This is a genomic window from Butyricimonas sp. DFI.6.44, assembly GCF_022132345.1.
Classification (GTDB): Bacteria; Bacteroidota; Bacteroidia; order Bacteroidales; family Marinifilaceae; genus Butyricimonas; species Butyricimonas muris.
On sequence record NZ_JAKNJD010000014.1, the window covers coordinates 141309 to 159707 of the forward strand.

Annotated in this window: 12 protein-coding genes; all 12 read right to left on the minus strand. The window is 41.4% G+C overall.

Going from position 1 to position 18399, the window contains the following annotated elements; genetic code table 11:
• Positions 1-119: 119 nt before the first annotated feature.
• Positions 120-1325, minus strand: coding sequence for a FecR family protein (locus L0M98_RS18590; RefSeq protein ID WP_227217174.1), 1206 nt, complete (start codon positions 1323-1325; stop codon positions 120-122).
• Positions 1326-1641: 316 nt separating this feature from the next.
• Positions 1642-4278 carry a zinc-dependent metalloprotease gene (locus L0M98_RS18595; protein ID WP_227217173.1) on the minus strand — a complete coding sequence of 879 codons (2637 nt, stop codon included), beginning with the start codon at positions 4276-4278 and terminating at the stop codon, positions 1642-1644.
• Between the two features lie 111 nt (positions 4279-4389).
• Positions 4390-5505, minus strand: a complete 1116-nt coding sequence (locus L0M98_RS18600; protein WP_227217172.1) for a TlpA disulfide reductase family protein — start codon at positions 5503-5505, stop codon at positions 4390-4392.
• Positions 5506-5527: 22 nt separating this feature from the next.
• Positions 5528-6781 (minus strand): thioredoxin family protein, encoded by a 1254-nt coding sequence (locus tag L0M98_RS18605; RefSeq protein WP_227217171.1) that lies wholly within the window; start codon positions 6779-6781, stop codon positions 5528-5530.
• 31 nt (positions 6782-6812) lie between these two features.
• Entirely contained in the window at positions 6813-8135 is a 1323-nt protein-coding gene (locus L0M98_RS18610) for a thioredoxin family protein (RefSeq protein ID WP_227217170.1), read from the minus strand.
• Between the two features lie 30 nt (positions 8136-8165).
• Entirely contained in the window at positions 8166-9185 is a 1020-nt protein-coding gene (locus L0M98_RS18615) for a hypothetical protein (RefSeq protein WP_227217169.1), read from the minus strand.
• 22 nt (positions 9186-9207) lie between these two features.
• Positions 9208-10788 (minus strand): RagB/SusD family nutrient uptake outer membrane protein, encoded by a 1581-nt coding sequence (locus tag L0M98_RS18620; RefSeq protein WP_227217168.1) that lies wholly within the window; start codon positions 10786-10788, stop codon positions 9208-9210.
• Between the two features lie 11 nt (positions 10789-10799).
• A complete protein-coding gene (locus tag L0M98_RS18625) occupies positions 10800-14396 on the minus strand; it encodes a SusC/RagA family TonB-linked outer membrane protein (RefSeq protein ID WP_227217167.1) in 3597 nt (1198 codons plus the stop codon).
• A gap of 162 nt (positions 14397-14558) precedes the next feature.
• On the minus strand, positions 14559-15686 hold the full coding sequence (locus L0M98_RS18630; protein WP_227217166.1) for a FecR family protein: 1128 nt from the start codon (positions 15684-15686) through the stop codon (positions 14559-14561).
• 510 nt (positions 15687-16196) lie between these two features.
• The gene (locus tag L0M98_RS18635) at positions 16197-16736 is read right to left on the minus strand and encodes an RNA polymerase sigma-70 factor (RefSeq protein ID WP_237961838.1); all 540 of its coding nucleotides are present in this window, start codon (positions 16734-16736) and stop codon (positions 16197-16199) included.
• A gap of 159 nt (positions 16737-16895) precedes the next feature.
• Positions 16896-17888 (minus strand): NAD-dependent epimerase/dehydratase family protein, encoded by a 993-nt coding sequence (locus L0M98_RS18640; RefSeq protein ID WP_227217241.1) that lies wholly within the window; start codon positions 17886-17888, stop codon positions 16896-16898.
• A complete protein-coding gene (locus tag L0M98_RS18645) occupies positions 17888-18295 on the minus strand; it encodes an OsmC family protein (protein ID WP_099289916.1) in 408 nt (135 codons plus the stop codon). The genes L0M98_RS18640 and L0M98_RS18645 overlap by 1 nt, the downstream gene beginning before the upstream one ends.
• Between the last annotated feature and the right edge of the window lie 104 nt (positions 18296-18399).

An 18399-nucleotide genomic window follows, 5' to 3' on the forward strand; every position in this document is an offset into this window, starting at 1 on the left:
TTAAAATAATACATACAATATCCTCACAACGAGCAAATTATTTACCCGATGCACATAACAATACCTTTGCAAATCTTATAAACTCACACCTGACAAGCTGGAAAAATACCTTTGGCACACTAGTGATTCGATCTTGTCAAATCTTGCATCACTATTACAGTATTTCCCTTTATCTCAAATTTTATATTTGTTGTCTGTTCCAATAATTCAAGCACATCATGTATATCCGTGTACTTGGGAAGTGTTCCTTTAAAATGATAGTTCTTCAAATTCTCGTTCATATAAAATATATGTACATTATACCAACGAGCTATCTTTCGCAGGATCACATCTATATTCTCTTTGTCAAACTTGAACGTATTCCCCATCCATGCTATATAAACCTCCACGTCCACCTCTCTCACGTTTACTCCATGTTCCGAGTAATACGCCTGTTGTCCCGGGGTTAGAACCACCTTTTCCTGCTCCCGTGTTGTCACCTCCACCTTTCCGGTCTTCAACGTGGTATGGGCGAAAGTTTCATCCATGTAACTCATCACGTTAAACGAGGTTCCTAATGCCCTCACCGCAAAACCTTTAGTTTTCACGATAAACGGTTTATCCGGATTCTTCGCCACCTCGAAGAATGCTTCTCCTTCCAGATAAATCTCTCTCGTTTTTCCATTAAACGCCACCGGATATTTAAGCTTGGAGCAAGCCCCTAACCATACCTTGGAACCATCCGCCAACTGCATGAAAAACTCCCCGTTAGCCGGAATTTCCAATGTATTATAAATGACTTTTGCATCCTCTCCCCCGGTCGTACCTTGATACACCAATTCCCCGCTATTCCGGTTGGATATCATCGTACCATTCCGCTCACTTAATACCACGTTGTCTTTTCCCAACTCTATCGCGCTACCATCCGACAAACGCAACACGGCTCTCTTGTCCCCGTGGGCAATAGCCGATGCCACCTGCATAACCTCATCACCGGAAAAGCTCTGTTGCAGCATATATATACCCCCAACCAACAAAGGAATAAGCAATATGGCTGCATACCGGAAAATTCTGTTTATCCGGCGTTGTCGGCGAACTTTTTCCATTCTCTCCTTTTCTCGCAAAAACTCCTTAAAAGCCATACGTTTATCAATCGTCCGATACAATTCAATCTTACGTACTAATTCTTTCTCATCCTGCAATCGTTCAAACAACCGCTTGTTCTCCTCCGAAACCGCAAGCCATTCATCTACCGTTCTTCGCTCCGCGACAGTGGCTTCCCCGCTGATTACACGGGCGATAGAAAATGATATTTTAAACGACTTGTCAGTTACTTTACTCATCATAGTGTGATTTTATACTCCTAATACACTTAAATCTACCAAAAGGGGGTAATGTAAGTTATATTTTTTCTGTAAAAAATACGTTCTTAGCGGCAAAAGGTTCATTTTCAATGAATATACACATAAAAAAAGAGGCTATCTTGGTGGCAGCCTCTATTTGTATTCTTTAGAAGTGTTCAAAAAATACTCAGATGCAAGGCTCTGATTTACAAAGATGAGGGAGCGTACTAAAGCACGTGATCGAATCTTTGGAAAGCAAGAACGCAGCAGACGAGTACTTTTTGGACATCTTCTTCAACTAAAATGAGAAAAACAATTCCTATAACTTATCCTTTAACGCATTATTCAACTTAATTAAAAGCGATTGATAATGCACTTTTGCGCTACCTGACGTTCCACCGATCTTGCTCTTCAACAAATTACGGGACTTAATTGCCATATCCTGCATATAAGCCTTCGAATCATCAATAGCAGATACATTCACGGCTCTTTGCCAACCGTAACCCGGCGTTCCGAACTGATTCTCGATCATACGCGAGGCAACATAACCTCTCCCGTATTCTTCATCCACTGTACGGAATTGATCTGCGAAACGACCAATCAAACCGCTCTCGTCCAAGCCGTAGGCAACAATCTCGTCCACCGAAGGAGCGAACCCGAAAGGAGAAGCGGATTTCTTACCGGCACCGTCACTCAATGACTCGCAGAACATATCCACCATAGCTTGTTGCAAAATCTTATCTCCTTGCGTCAACGACCTCCCCTGCAACAGGTTATTCCACGTCCCGTTGTAAAGATCCGTCATAAATTCATTGACCGTGTACGGTGAATTTGCCACGTGAGAAGAAAGAATCACGTTACTCGTCAAACCTCTCAAATCTTTCGCCACTCGATCACGCACGATAGCACTTCCATCCACGTGCAACGGGAAATGTTGCTTCAATTCCGTATTATTCAACCAATCGGAATCCTTGAATTGCTTCAACACCCAAGCCAAAGAAGCCTTCTGACGAGCTTTCGGCACTGCCTCGTAACGTTTACCCGGGGTACCTTCTTTCACTTCCGTCAAATAAATACCACCGACATTATACATCACGTTGCGCAAGTAACGGTAATATTGATTCATAATCTGACCGTATAAAGTCTGACGATGAGAATAATCCGCATCATCATTGATCCATCCCTTCAAATTTGAAAGAATATACTTCAGATTCTTCACCCCGTAATCACTTGCCTTTACCGGATCGTCACCCAAGTCCTCCTCTATAGCACTCGGATCATAACGCACCTGAATTTGCTGTCTCCCGTAACGATAGATCGGATCGCCCGCTTTCTCGTCCACCCATTTCTCCACGATTGCCTGTTCATCCCACTCATCCCGTGCATCAGGCACATACCGGTAATTCCATTTGATTAGAAACTCGTCATACACACCCAAATTCGGGGGAGTCAATTTCACACCCTTGTCACCCGGTTGAGCTACATAATTGAAACGGGCATAATCCATGATACAAGGTGTAGTCCCGTATTTTTGAGTAAACGTGGCGGAACGTAAAGAATCTACCGGGAAAGCAGCGGAAGAAGCCATATTATGCATGAATCCCAAACAGTGTCCTACTTCGTGAGCCACCACGTAAATTAATGATGCTTGCACCACGTCATCCGGCAACTTTTTCGTTCTCACGGAAGGATCAAGCTGTGCCGTCTGCACGAAACGCCAGTTATTAATCAATTGAATGATATTCCCGTAAACCAACACCGAGGCATTGATAATCTCTCCCGTTGTCGGGTCTGTCCATGACGGTCCCATAGCATTAGCCGTGGAATTTGGCACGTAGCGGATACAAGAATACTTCAAGTTATCCGGGTCAAAATCAGGATCATCCTTCGGGAAATCTTTCGCCACCATCACGTTCTTGAAACCGATCTTCTCGAACGCAATATTCCAAGTCGTCACGGCTTGACGAATCGGCTCTTTCCACAATTCCGGGAAAGCATCATCCACGTAGAACACGATCGGTTTCACGGGTTCCACCAGTTCGCCTCTCTTGTAAGCCTCCACATCTTTCGGTTCTATTCTCCAGCGATGAGCCACGGAATAACTTCCGATGGCATCCTCTTTCGTGATAGAAAGCCGGAGTTTATTACTATTGAATATACCCACGCGGGAATCCGAAATACGGGGACGCATCTTGTCTTCCGGCAAAAGCAGGATAGAACGCGTAACCGTTGCCGTGAAAGGATAATCATCCATCAGCTTCATCATTCCCATCACGCTCAATGACACCCCGTACGACATCACCGTCTTCACGCTCAAGTTATCATCGAAAGCCTTGATCTCGTCCAAATAAGACGCCTCCTTCTTGAAAGAAGAGGAAATCTTTACCATACCGCCCATCATGGCATCAGCGAAAAATCCCAAATCCTTCACGTTCGTGGTGAACAGCGTCGACATATCGATTACCACGGCCGAACTGTCGGCATTATACGCCTTCACGTCATACGAGTACAGGATCGGAGCGCCGTACACGCTACTCATCGCCTTCTGCAAATTATCGGTAGTCGCAGACGAACTCACGTAACGCAAGAATATAGAACTATCCCGTTTCGTGAATTTCAAATGTAACGGACTATTTGCCTTGTAGCCTATATCGCAAAACTCCGGAGAGGTCACGTTCGTCACCGTGGAAGCAAGCAAAATCTCACGTTCCATGTACTTCAACGGAATCTCAAAATACAACTTGTTACCCACCTTATGCAAGGTAATAAAATCACTCTTCGACGTAACTACATTTTTTCCTTTCAGCAACTTATCATAAGCACTTACTTTCTTGGGAGCAGGCAACGCTGCCGCGGTCGCACCTTTCTTCTTTTTCTCTTTACTTGCCGCATACAAATCCGACGACAACGGCATGGCAATCATTACTGCCAACAATACAAACATCCATTTTCTCATACTAAACTTATTAAATTAGTCATCTATTATATAACTTCATTTATTAATAGACACAAAAGTCAAAATCAGTTGACAAGAGAATCCATTATTTTTTTCGTGTACTATCCTTTGCTATTCAAAAAACGACGCTACTTTCTCTTTCAAAGCCCCTCCCCTCAAATCCGTGGCTACGATACGCCCTTCCTTGTCCAAAAGGAATATTTTCGGAATACCCGTCACGTTATAACGTTTCGCCACGGGACACTCCCACCCTTTCAACGAAGAAACATGCACCCAATTCAGACCGTGTTTGTCAATCGCTTTCTCCCAAGCATCTTTCTTATCATCCAGCGACACCCCGTACACCTCGAATCCTTTGTCCCTATACATATCATAAATCGCTTTCACGTTCGGCACTTCTGCCAAACAAGGTCCGCACCACGAAGCCCAGAAATCCAACAACACGTACTTCCCTCTCAACGACGAGAGCTTGATTGGCTTCCCGTCCGGAGCGGTCAAATCAATATCCGGGGCAAAACCACCCACGTTAATGGATTGAAGACTCATCATCCGGTCTTTCAACAACTGTCCCGGGTAAGAAGTTTTCACCTCCGGGGTCAAATTGCTATAATAATGTTCCACGTCCTCGAACGGGTATTCCTTGGCAATAAAATCACCGATCAAATAAGTAATCGCCAAACTATTATTATTGGAATCCACGAAATTCTTGATTTGCTCGTCCATAGCCTTTTTCATCATCTGCGTGGCTTTATATACGGAGTCCAGCTTCACGGAATCATCCTTCACGTTTACCATGGCAAACATACCGGCCAAACCCATTAAACTTTTTCCCATGGAAAGACTCTTCCCTTTCTGTATAATCTCCTGCTCGCGACTCCCTTTAATCCCGACTTTCCACGACTCGATTTTCTCTCCCTGTTTATTGGTCATTTGAGTTGCCATCACTTGAATAGGGATCTCGTCCAACAAAATATCCTGTTCGTCCTTGCCGATCACCAATTTTCGCATATCAATTTCAAGAATTATCCCCTTCATCTCGAACTTGCCGTCTTTCACGACAGCCGAATCCAATACTTGAAATTGTTTATCACCAATCTCCTTTTTCAGATAGGCAACCCTACCGTCACCATTTTCCCATGTCCCGGAAATCGTGTAAGTCCTCTCCTTGCTGCATCCTACCGCTAACAAGAGAACAGCACACAACCAATAACATACATTTTTTATCATAATATCTATTTTTAATAAAACATCATTTCTCATCCTTTACTCCAAAAATCTTTTTCATCTCTACCATCTTTTTCTCCTCCAACTGCTCATAATTTTTCTTCGCTTCGGCAGCTTTATCCTTTTGCCCGAGTTTCGTGTAAACTGCCGCAATCACGTCATAATAATTACTCCGCACGAGATCACTTTTCGTTTGATTTGCTTTCTCTTGGTCAGCAGTCATAATCTTCAATATCCCGTTCAATACTTTCTTGTCTTTCACGTGCTCCGTGATATACAAATAAGTACCGCCTCGAAAATCATTCTCGTAATTTAATATATTCAACTCGTCCGCGAACACCATCATACGAAACATCACATCCACCTTCCCCGTCAGACGCAGCTCGTTAATTGCCAGTTTGCACAAATAAGTCGGAAAACGCTTCACCGTGTTCTGTTCCAACATTTCCCGCAGAACCTCTTCTTTATCTGCCATCATCTTCAATGTATCCGCATTTGTTGTTTTCGTCGTTATTTGAATAATCTCTTTCACTGCATCTGCCATTCCGTTCCCCAATTGGCGTTCCAGATCATAACGATTCACTCCAACCCGATATTGAAACTTCTCAATCTGTTTGAAAACAAACTGATAAGCCTCCGTATAAGGATCAGTAATATACGCTCCCACGAGTCCCCAAACCTCCTTATCCATTAACTTCTCGAGCGGTATTGTCTTCATGAATTCAGAAGCAATCACAGGAATAATCTCTTTTTTAAAAGCCCCGTTCAATGCTGCCACGTAATCCCGTACCGTTTCGAAATCCCGGGCTCCCGCCTCGTACTTCTTTTGTAAGGCGGGCAATGCCTTCCCTTCCAATCCGGCTTTCATCCCTGCTATCAGATCTTCCGCCTTCTGGTATCCCGCCATCTGATGAATTACCTCACCATTCTGATCGATTAGCAACAGAGTCGGGAAACCGATAATGTACTCCTTGTATTTCTCCCGCAACATTTTTCCGTCCCCTTTCTCCATATCATACTTCGCATTCACGAAGTGAGCGTTAAAGAAATCACCCACCTGCTTCTGTGGGAATACATCTTTCGACAATCCTTTACAAGGACCACACCACACGGTATAGCAATCCATGAAAATCAACCGATTCCGCTCTTTTGCCTGCCGCAAAACTTCACTCCAAGGTTCATTCTCCATGAACACAATTCCTTCCTGTTTCTCTTCTTGGGCACACAAAACATACCCCCATCCTGTCAATAACAGGATTAAAAATAATTTTATTCTCATACAATTACATTTACATACTTTCTCGATTTTATTATTTCTGCTCCAAACCTATTTTCGCATAAAGTTCATTAACAGTCTGTATATATTCCTGATCAATTTGTGCTTTTACCTTTTCATCTTTGAACATCTCTTTCATATCCACAAGTTTTATTTTATAGCGTTCGTCAAATTCCTTTGCGCACTCTTCACTTCTCTTTTTATCCCCCAAACGATAATATCCTATGGCCAAAATATCATAGTTATTCGACGTGAAAAGGGTAATTTTTCCATTACTTTTTTCATCATCCATACTCTGTCTTTCTTGAATAATTGCCAGATATTTCCTGATAACCTCCTTTTGTGTCTTATTATTTGCAAATTCTATTATATATTTATACATATCTGGACGAAAGGAGTATTCATCTCTTGTTGCACGCAAGGTTTTATCCGCTTCAAGCATAGCATCCAGTGCCACAATATCTCCTTTCATCCGGATATCATTGACTGCAAGCTTCGCATACAACTCATTAAATCCCTTCACGCTAGCACTCTGCAATAACTTTTTCAACACCTTTTCCTTCTCTCGCATCATGGCTAAGGTATCCGCACACGTATTATTAAGAGTTATATTCACAATTTCCCGAACAGCATCAGACATCGTCCTTTGCAAACGAGTTTCAATATCATACCTGTTCATTTTAAGCTTATACTGATAATCATCTAAATGTTTGACTACATACTCGTACTGTGGAGAATAGGCATCTTTCAGGTAAGGCAGGTACATATCAAACAACTCTTTACTTTTTAACGAATCCAACGGCATGGATTCAATATACTCTCTTATAACTCTCTCTTTTGTATCCTGATCGTAAGCAACATCAAGTGCCTTACAATAATCTTGCATCAATTCCAAAGAACGTTCCCCTGCATCATAACGTTTTTGAAATACAGTCAATGTCTTACCATCCAATCCGTCTTGCAAAGCCACAATAAGTGCATCCGGCTCCGTGTAACCGACCACTTTGTGAACGATACTTTCATCCGCAGGATTAATCACCAGCATAGTAGGGAATCCCGGAATATCACTCTTGTATTTTTTGTACAACATGATTCCCTCCCCTTTTTCCATGTCATACTTACAACACACGAAATGAGAGTTCAAGAAATCACCAACCTTTTTCTGTGGGAAAACATTTTGAGCCAAACCTTTACATGGTCCACACCAAGAAGTGTAACAATCCATAAAAATCATTCTTTTCTCTTTTGCCGCCTTATCCTTTACTGCATCCCACGACTCATTCTCCATGAAAACAGTCTGAGAGAACGTGAGGCCTGTTATAAACAGGCTCACGCATAAAATAAATAATTTTTTCACGTTTCTATGATTTTCAAATTAAATCAATAATTACTCTCCTAATTCAGGAATATCCCAATTCAAATACTTTTTACAATACTCCTTAACAAGACCTTCATTCACGATAATGTTTGAACTCTTGGCACGAATCTCTGCTTTTTCTTCTGCAGACGCATACATGATATATGCAACATAATCAGCAAAAGCATTCAAGCATGTAGGAATACCATACCATTTGGAAATATAAACATAATACCCCGTTTCATTATCCTCATCATCAAAGCCGTCATATAAAGTCGCAACTTTTATTGCTCCAGCACTCACGAGTCCACTTGAATAAGGATCATAAGAGAAGAATATATTTCCTTCATCCCAACCATCTTCATGCTCCCCGACTATATAATCGTAATAAAAATACCCGAGCCAATTGTCCCATGCAGTCTTATTATTACTTTCAAAAGCATCCGGATTCGGCAGATTTTTTAATGCCTCATAAAAAATCAATGCAGTCCATCCACGTTTTATGGACTCCTTATCAATTTTATCAAACTCGGGACCTACCGGAGCCAGCAGCAAATAGCGACTACCATTCCATCCATAAGCAACCTCTTCAAATGTTTCTTCCAAATCAGGATACTCTTCTTTTGAAGTATAGTTCAAATAATCCTCCAATTCACAAGAATGAAATACACGTCCCTCAAAAGCAATATACAATCCCATATATTCGCCAAGAATGCTATTAGGCATATTCGCCATTACTTCATTTTCCAAGAAATCCAGAGCTTTTACAATATAATCCGGATTCGCCTCTTCATATTCGTAATCTAAAGAACTTGAAGAATAATTTTCACTTGTAGTCCATGCATAAAACAGGTCATTTGCAGGAACATTGTATTGACACCACACTCCAAATTTGTCAAAAAACTCTTTCATCCGCTTTCCATGAACCGTAGACTCATCAAACGACGGTCCATCAGGAAGCTGTACATCAAAATCTGCATCATCACCGCGGTCACAAGCCATTGCCGTCACCATTATACACAAAACCAATATATATTTAAATGTTTTCATCTCTTTCCTATTTAAATTTCCATTAATTTTCATTTCGCGCAGGACGAGAATTAGGTACCAAATTAGGAGATTGATTACGTTCCGCTATCGGGAAGTTCAAAATAAAAGCGGGATCTTTCTCTTGCAAAGTAAACGTTACAAATGTATTACCACTTGTCCCCGCATAATTATAACGATGAGTAACCTGCTTCTGTCCTTGTCTTCGCATATCCCACCAGCGATGACATTCTTCAAAACACAACTCCCGACGACGTTCATCCCAACAGAATTGAACAAGAGCATCATTAGAGGTAAAATCGGCCAAAGTTAAAGTCGTATAAGGATTAATTCGTTTTTCCCGCAAAGAATTCAGATACCCGACAGCTTTCGCGTTATCTCCCGCTTCATTCCGACGTGCATAAGCTTCAGCCAACGAAACATAAACCTCTCCGGTCCGCAAGCATTGCTGTAAAGCCTTCTCGTCATCACAATCATATTTCAATGTTCTATAAGTATTATAACTGTCTGCATAGCTGGATGAAGACATTTTCGAAGGTAATATAAACCAATAAAGTAAACGTCTATCCCCTGTCTTCGCCGCTTCATCGGTATCATACATTTCTACCAATGTTTTTTGTCCGTCATAATTGGTTTGAGAAGACACAGCTATCCAATACCCGGAATAATACACGCCATATTTGCTAAAAAGGCTATAAAACGTCCTGCCACTACTGGAATAGGATGGAGTTGTATTATAACTCCAGATAATCTCCGGATTACTTTTCTGAATAAAATTAATCACGTTTTTATCAGCACCAGTTCTTGAATTCGTAGATTTCGTTTCACTCGTAATATCCATCAAACCGGACTTACGTTCCAGCAACTCCTCTCCATACTTTATAACATTGTCCCAATCTTCCATGAACAAATAAATACGGGTAGCAAGAGCAAGAGCCGCATCGTACCCTATCGTGTAATAATCCCCTGTTGCTTTATCCTTCAGATTTACGATAGCGTTCTCTATATCCGAAGCCATACTTTCCCAAACCTGAGACACGGTTGCACGAGCGGGTGAATTGACAATAATCTCAGACTTTAACACCAAAGGCACACACAAATCATCCGTGCTAGCTTCATTATATGCTTGTGCATACAAATTAGCTAAATAGAAATATGCCATGGCACGCGTAAAATAAGATTGCCCTAACAATATTTCACGCTTATCCTTATCTCCTTCTGCATCAACGCCTCCTTCAAGACAAAGATTAGCCACTTTCACTTGTTTGAAAAGATAAAGATAGGCTTCATCTGAAAAATAATCATTTTCAACCTCTGACTGCCAAGTATAGAGATCCCCGTAATGAGTTACATTATCGGAAGTATACGAGTAATCTACAAAACGTGAATAACATTCTTGAAATTCAGCATCATCCGTCATCAATTGAACCCAACAGGTTTTACTGTACAAATCTTTAAAATAGCCATCTCCCTGTAACAGTTCCGTATAATGCTCCACGGTTTCCGGAACAATCAAATTTTGAGCTGAACGTTCCAGAAAATCATCACAACCGAATACTACTCCAGCCAGAATCACAACACTTAATAATTTATATATTGTTTTCATATGACAGAATTTTAGAATGTTATGTTCAAATTTAAAGTATAGGCTCTTGTCAACGGTGTTGTGGCAAAAGCTGCCTCGGGATCGGAACCTTCCCATCGTTTATCTGCCCAAGTAAATAAATTTGTTGCTTGCAATCCTATCGTGCAATCCGTGATACGCCACTTGGAAACAAACTTCCGAGGAACCAAATAATTCAATGACAAACTTCTCATTTTCAAGAAATCAGTCTTTGCCACACGAACAGTTGATTTATCATACATCGTTGTTCCGTTCACCTCTGTCTTTCCTGTCAATATATATCTATTCTTCAGCTTGTTATACACTCTGCTATTATAAAGAACAGGAACATCGGTTTTAGCTTCATCACCAGATTCTCGCCAACGCTTAGCATATTCTTTTGACACATTCGACATCGGATTAAACACATAATTTCTATTACTTCCATAAATATCAGAGAGTCTGTTCACTCCACCAAATTGATAAGTAAAACTACCGCTTAAACGTAATCCTTTCCACCCGACACTCAGGTTAATACCTCCTTGATTAGGGGCTGTCATAACTCCGGATTTCACAAGATTTACTTCATCTGACCAAAGAGAATAATTTTGATTTTCTTCCCCATCTATATTCGTAAAAGTTGTATTTCCATACATATCACGGAATACCGGATAACCAGTCTCGTGATTCAACCCTGCAAAATCATACGAATAAAGCGTTCCCAACGCCTCTCCAACCACTAAAGCATTACCGGCTAATTTATCTTCATTTGTGACCAAACTTTCATTCGCATCAATAAGTTTATTCCGATTATAAGAATAATTAATCCCTATCGCAATATCCCAATCTTTGGTTCTCAATGGAATAATAGTTGTCCCTATTTCAACACCTCTATTATCGACCTTCCCTGCATTAATTTTAACAGTTTGAATTCCATTAGATTGAGACACATTCTTAGTCATAATCATATCCGTTCCCTGTTTCTTATAGACGTCAGCAACAACAGAAACCCGATTATCCAACAAAGACAAATCCAATCCGATGTTATACGATGTCGTTTTTTCCCAACGCAAATCCGGATTGGGCAAATAAGCAATTGTTGATTCATTATGCTCTGTTGTAGCATTCTGTGACCCTAACTTTATCACCAAATCCGGAGATGTACCGCTATCAACATTCCCTTGTATTCCGTAGGATGCCCGCACTGCTAAATAGGAAATAATATTATTATCCCTCAGGAAATTTTCATTGCTCAAAGTATATTTACCCGACACTGACCAAATAGGTAAAAATCGATATTTCGGGTTAGAACCAAACTGATTGGAGCCATCCATACGTATATTCCCATTCACCACAAACTTATCCTTATATGAATAAGATCCGGTAAAGATCCATGATACATAATTCTGAGTCGATTTTGTCAATGACGGATTAAGAGAACCTCCTGCAAGCAGCGTTGTATAGGCTGTTGTTATTGCAGGATTAAATGTTTCTCCCCGATCCGGTTGCCACCCATAATACGTTCCGGACAATCCATCCGTTTTTACCTGACGAATTTCTGATACCGCCATTAAATTCACCACGTGCTCCTCCTTTAGCACGTAATTAAATTCCAACGTATTCTGTACCGTATAGGTATCTGATTGTGACGTATTTTTAGTATAAATACCTCCTGTAGGAATCGAAGAACCATCTTTAATTTCAGCCTTTGTTTTATCCCCTTCTGCTGCCACGTAAGTATTATAAAAATCTAAATTATACCCGCGCAAATCAGATACATAATATGAGCTTTCTGTTGCCCAACTCTTTTTCATCGAATGACTATTCTGATAGGACAGTTGCAACTTATATTTCAGACCTCTCCATATATTCCACTCCAAATTAAGTTGCGAAGAAAGCTGATTCACACGTCCGGATTGTCCCGTTTCATCCATCTCGTTGAGAATATTATAATAAATATAATTTCCCCAATCCCGGTAATACCGATTATACGTATCATAATAATATAAAGACCCGTCTTCATTGTAACACGGGATTGCCCGAGAGGTATTATAAGCATAAGTATTCGGGTTTACAGAAGAATGGAATCCAAGAGTATTCTTAGTTGAAACATTTGCCTGAAAACTCAAATAAAGTTTTTCCTTCAATAACCATGAATTAACCTTTGCCGTTGCGGTAAAACGTCGACTGTAATTTTTTATTGCAGTACTTTGCGTGTCGTCATACCCGAAAGAAGTATAATAACGTGTTCCATCACTTCCCCCGCTCAAACTAAGTGAATGAGCATGTGTAAACGAATTACGGAATAGAATATCATACCAGTCGGTATTCATGTCGGCCAATTTTTGTACACCATTCGTGAACTCCTCATACGTAATCTCACGACTTATCCATTTCATATAAAGTCCCTCATAGCCATATTCCACGGGCATAGAAGAATAAGCTGAATTATCTTCAATAATCTCCTTTGAAAGTTGTAACCTTTCACTTGCATTCATTCTCTCCAAATCAGCATAAGACATACGTTGATTAATAGCATAACTCCCCGAATAAGAAATTTTTGGAGGTCCTGCCTGTCCTTGTTTGGTTGTGACAACTATAACCCCGTTAGCAGCTTGTACTCCATAAATAGCTGTTGCTGAAGCATCTTTCAATACCGTAATTTTATCAATATCGTTCGGATTAATACCTGATATCGCATTACCTACAAGATAAGCAGCATCATCACCATTCAAATCAGTCATGTTAACTTCGCCCATATCATCCTCGGTCAAAATAACTCCATCCAATACCCATAACGGGGCCCGGTTCCCCAAAATGGACGACGTGCCGCGAATTCGTATCTTGGCAGAAGCCCCCGGATCTCCCGAGTTAATAATCACATTCATACCTGTAATCTGTCCTTGTAACATACTCTCGATACTTGGGACGCCCCCTATCCTCACTTTTGCAGCATCGATAACACTCACAGCACCTGCAATCTGCGACTTTTTCATATTTTGATAACCGGTAATCACAACCTCGTCCATTTCCAACAAATCTTCCTCCATGATAATTACCCAATCGCCTTTTTTCGGTCGGTCCTTATAAGCGATTGTCTTGGATTTCATCCCAACAAATGAAAAAACAAATTCCACGTGCGCCGTAGTATCAGGAATCAAAATAAAAAACACACCATCAACATTAGTAACCACTCCTGTTGTTGTCCCTTTTATCAAGACAGTCGCTCCCGGAATAGGTTTTTCCTCTCGATCTATCACTTTACCACTCACCACCGTGGATTTGTTCTCCTTCTTCGTTTGAGACAGATCTACCAATTTCGGCGAAATCACCACAATCTGATCCTCGATCATATACCAGAGTTGCGTTCCTTTCAAACACTCCGCCAAGACTTCCTGTAAATCTTTATCCTTCGCGTTCATTGTCACCTTTCCCACCTGCTCCACCTCATTGTTGCTATACACGAACTCGTAACCTGTGCTCTTCGTGATCTCTTTAAAAATTTCTTTAAGAGTAGCATCCTTTACGTCTATACTCAATCGCACTTGCGAAAAAGTATTCGCCGAAACCGTGGATAAACCCAGAACAAAAATGCAAATAAAGACTCTCATAATTCTTAACATTTTACAAATGACATTAGACTCCCATCCTATGTCAAAATCTCGAATTTTTTCCATAGATTTGTACTGATTAATAGTTAATAATTTGCCATTCCCCAATGGCAGTTATCTCAAGAGTGGGGTTCTGTTAGAGCAGAACCCTATTTTTATGCATCATTCCAATTGAACTATCAAAACCCGCTTATTCAATTCAAACTTCACCCGTGTCGTCAATGCCAGCAATTCCAATACCTTATCTATCTTCTCGTACTTGGGCAGATTACCCGTGAAACGCATCTCCCGCAAGGCGGCATTCTGGATAAAGACATCTATATTATACCAACGTTCCAATTTCTTCAACACGTCTTCCAAAGATTCGTTCTCGAACACGAATCGCTCATTTTTCCAAGCTATATAAGGATGAATATCCACTTGTTCGACCTTCAATTCATGCTCGACACAAGTCACTTGTTCTCCCGGACTCAGCACCACTTGTTGCTGATTCAATGATACCTCCACAGCCCCTCTCACCAGTGTCGTCTGCTGATTCTCGTCCGGGTACGCTTTCATGTTAAAACACGTCCCCAACACCCGGACATCCATCCCGTTTGTCTTCACGATAAACGGTCGCAAACTATCTTTAGCCACGTCGAAAAAGGCCTCTCCTTCCAACAATACCTGACGATCTTTTCCCGAGAACTGTGCCGGATAACGAATCTTAGAATCGGCATTCAAAGTAACAACCGTCCCGTCAGCTAAATTCAACACGAACTCGCCACCTCTCGGAACCTGTAACGTGTGCCATTCGACAGCCTTCTCCGCCGGAACTTCCGTGTAAACCAACTTTCTTCCGTCATTCACGAAATTCTCCCCCTCCACCTTTTCATATAGGGTATCCCGCCCCGATTCCAACTCTATCGCTTTCCCCGATTCCAAGAATAAAATTGCTTTCGAACGTCCATATTCTATTTCCTGTACATATTGTACCGGTTCCTCCCGATCCTTCATTAAATACCATGCAGTTACCCCCAAACTGAATAAAATAATCACGGAAGCCGCATACCTCCATATCGAACGATACGCGCTTTTGCGAGATTCAGTCAATCGCGGAGTAAGTTTTTTCCAATCCTCCACGGAATTAAACCTTTGGTATCCGCGTATTTCATTCTGCACATAATCAGAATTTTGCAATCGTTCAAACAAGGCTCTATTCTTCTCGCTCTCGTTTACCCATTCCTCCAACTCTTTCGCTTCTTTAGTACTCGCCTCCTTCCGAAAATAAGCTAAAATCAAACGAACCACCTCTTTTCGATTATATCTTTTAACGATCGTTTAATGATGTTTGAATTTGTGTTACAGAAGAGGGAAAGATCGGTTTCTTTTAAACATCTAATAGTTAAAACATTGACGAGAGAAAGATGCAACAGTTTAATAAAAAGGAAAAATGAAAATGGACATAAAAAAAGGATATAAAAAAACGATCGTTTAATCTTTACTATTAAAACAGCCAAAGTCCAAAAAGGATGACAAGAAAAACGAATTATTTTTTAAAATTTATCTATCCAATTTCCCGTTGCGTAATTTGCGCAGCGTAAATTACACAACGGGAACATCCTACCGTGAACCCAAGGTAATCCCAAGATAATCCTACCTCTCCTTCGAAGCTGTTTCGAATATTCGCCAGTGCATCACCATCTCCAGCTAGTCAAGCAACGGCGAAGATTCCGCATTGCTTCGAAGTAGGGATAGGATTACGGTAGGATTATCTTGGGTTCACCATAGGAATACTTTAAAACGACAGTCATCAATTGATCAGAAAAACATGAAAATCACTACGGGATAAAGATGCTGTAAACGCTCCCGAAGATATTTTTTGGCACGCTGCCGCTGTGTCTTCACTGTCGATTCCGCCACGTCCAGTTGCTCGCAAATAGTCTTAATATCAAGCATTTCCATGTAACTCATTTTGAAGATACGGCGGCATTCAAGCGGCAATTCTTCTATCGCCGCGAAAACCTCCTCGAATACATCGGTTTCTACCTGAAAACAGAAAACATCCTCTTCGTCAAGAATTTTCCATTCCATACTCCGGTTGGCTTTCTCACGGGTATGTAACTTATCCAAATAATTAATAGCAGCATTCTGAACGCAAAGATACAGATAAGACTTCAGAGCCGTTTCGTTCGCGAACTTGCCTTGGGATTCCCAAAAACGAAGGAAAACCTCTTGCACGATATCCCGTGCCGCCTCCTCATCATGCACAAATTTATTGGCAAAATAGCAAAGTGAAGCGTAATACCTATGGAATACACTTTCAAAGACTTTCGGTTGCTTTACATTCACTATATCCACGAACGTCATTTTAAAAGGTTAAATCAACTCTCATCTGCCTCACTCTCTGACTCCAAAAATACATTATTTCTGTCAAACATTAACAAAATAGAACAGGAAATATAACATCAAACAGTTAAATCACTCACTATAAAGGAGTATCCAAGAGAAAAACAATATTCACAAATGAATAAAGAATCGAGCCGTTTCCTCCAAGGTATGAAAACGAAAATCAGGTAACGTTTTCAACAATTTGGCACTGGAATAACGGGATTTATTTTGAGAGGAACGGGCAGTTTCACGTGTAAAAGCCGGTTTCTTTCCTGTAAACAAGGAAAAGAAAGCGAGCAAACGCCAAGCTAAAGAAGTCATCCAAGGCGCCATCCGTATATATGGCGGTCGTTTCCCCGCAGCACGGGCTATCACGGTAAACAACTCCTTGTAAGAATAATTTCCACCGCAAAGCACGAACCGCTCTCCCCGGATGGAAGAAATATTTACCAAGCGAATCATTGCCTCGCAAACATCCCTCACGTCCACGTAACCGTTCACCCCACCGGTGTAAAAAGGCATTCCTTTCCGGGCTTGCTCGAACAATTTGGCACTACTACGTCCCCGAAGTCCGGTACCCAGAATAATCGCCGGGTTGACAATGACAGCCTCCATCCCTTTCCGCACGTAATCCCACACGATCTGCTCGGACGCTCCCTTACTGCCCGAATAAAGCGAATGAACAGAGCCGGGGATTTCGGGTGTAACCTCGTCAATAATGACTCTCTCGTCAGGAGCATCCCCCAAGGCGGCAATAGAACTCACGAAACAGAGCCGCACGCGATGTTGCAGGCAAAGGGAACATATATTCTCTGTTCCCCGGATATTCGTCTGCAACAGGGTATCCCTATCGCTCCCGTTAAAAGAAACCATCGCCGCGCAGTGGTACACCGTGTGGACTTTCTCCATGCTCGGGGAGATGGATTCCCCATCCAACACGTCCCCCTCTACCCATGTTACACGAGAAACAGCTTCTTCCAGGGACGAGAAATAACGAGAAAAGAGAGCCATTGTCTCCTCGACACGACTCTCTTTTCTTTTTAATGCTATGATTGTCTCGCCCGAACGAGCCAGATGACACAACAAATGGCTACCCAATAACCCGGTAGCCCCGGTTACCATTACTGCCAATTAAACACGATGTTTTGTTTCACATCGGGATGCAGACTCAAATGTACGGGACAAGTATGCGCCACACGCTCCAGAATCTTTTTCTCTTTCTCGGTATACCCGTTCGCCGGGAAATTAAAGATTACATCAATCTCCGCTATACGGCGAGGCTCTGCAGCCATCTTCTTGGTAATCTCGATGTCAGTTCCTGTCAGATCGATTCCGTTATTTTGGGCATAAATTCCCATGATTGTCATGGCACAGGCTGCCAAAGAAGTAGAACACAAATCGGTCGGAGAAAAAGCCTCCCCCTTACCGTTATTATCCGTCGGAGCATCCGTGATAATCGTCGTACCACTCTGTAAATGCGTGCATTCCACGCGTAGACCTCCTAAATATTTTGCTTTTACTGTTGCCATACTCTCTTTTTTTAGATTTAACTCTTCAAAAGTAATCATTTCCGGACAGCTTTACAAGAGAAGTGTCCGTAAAAAAAGCATTCCCGCAACCTTATGGACGTTGT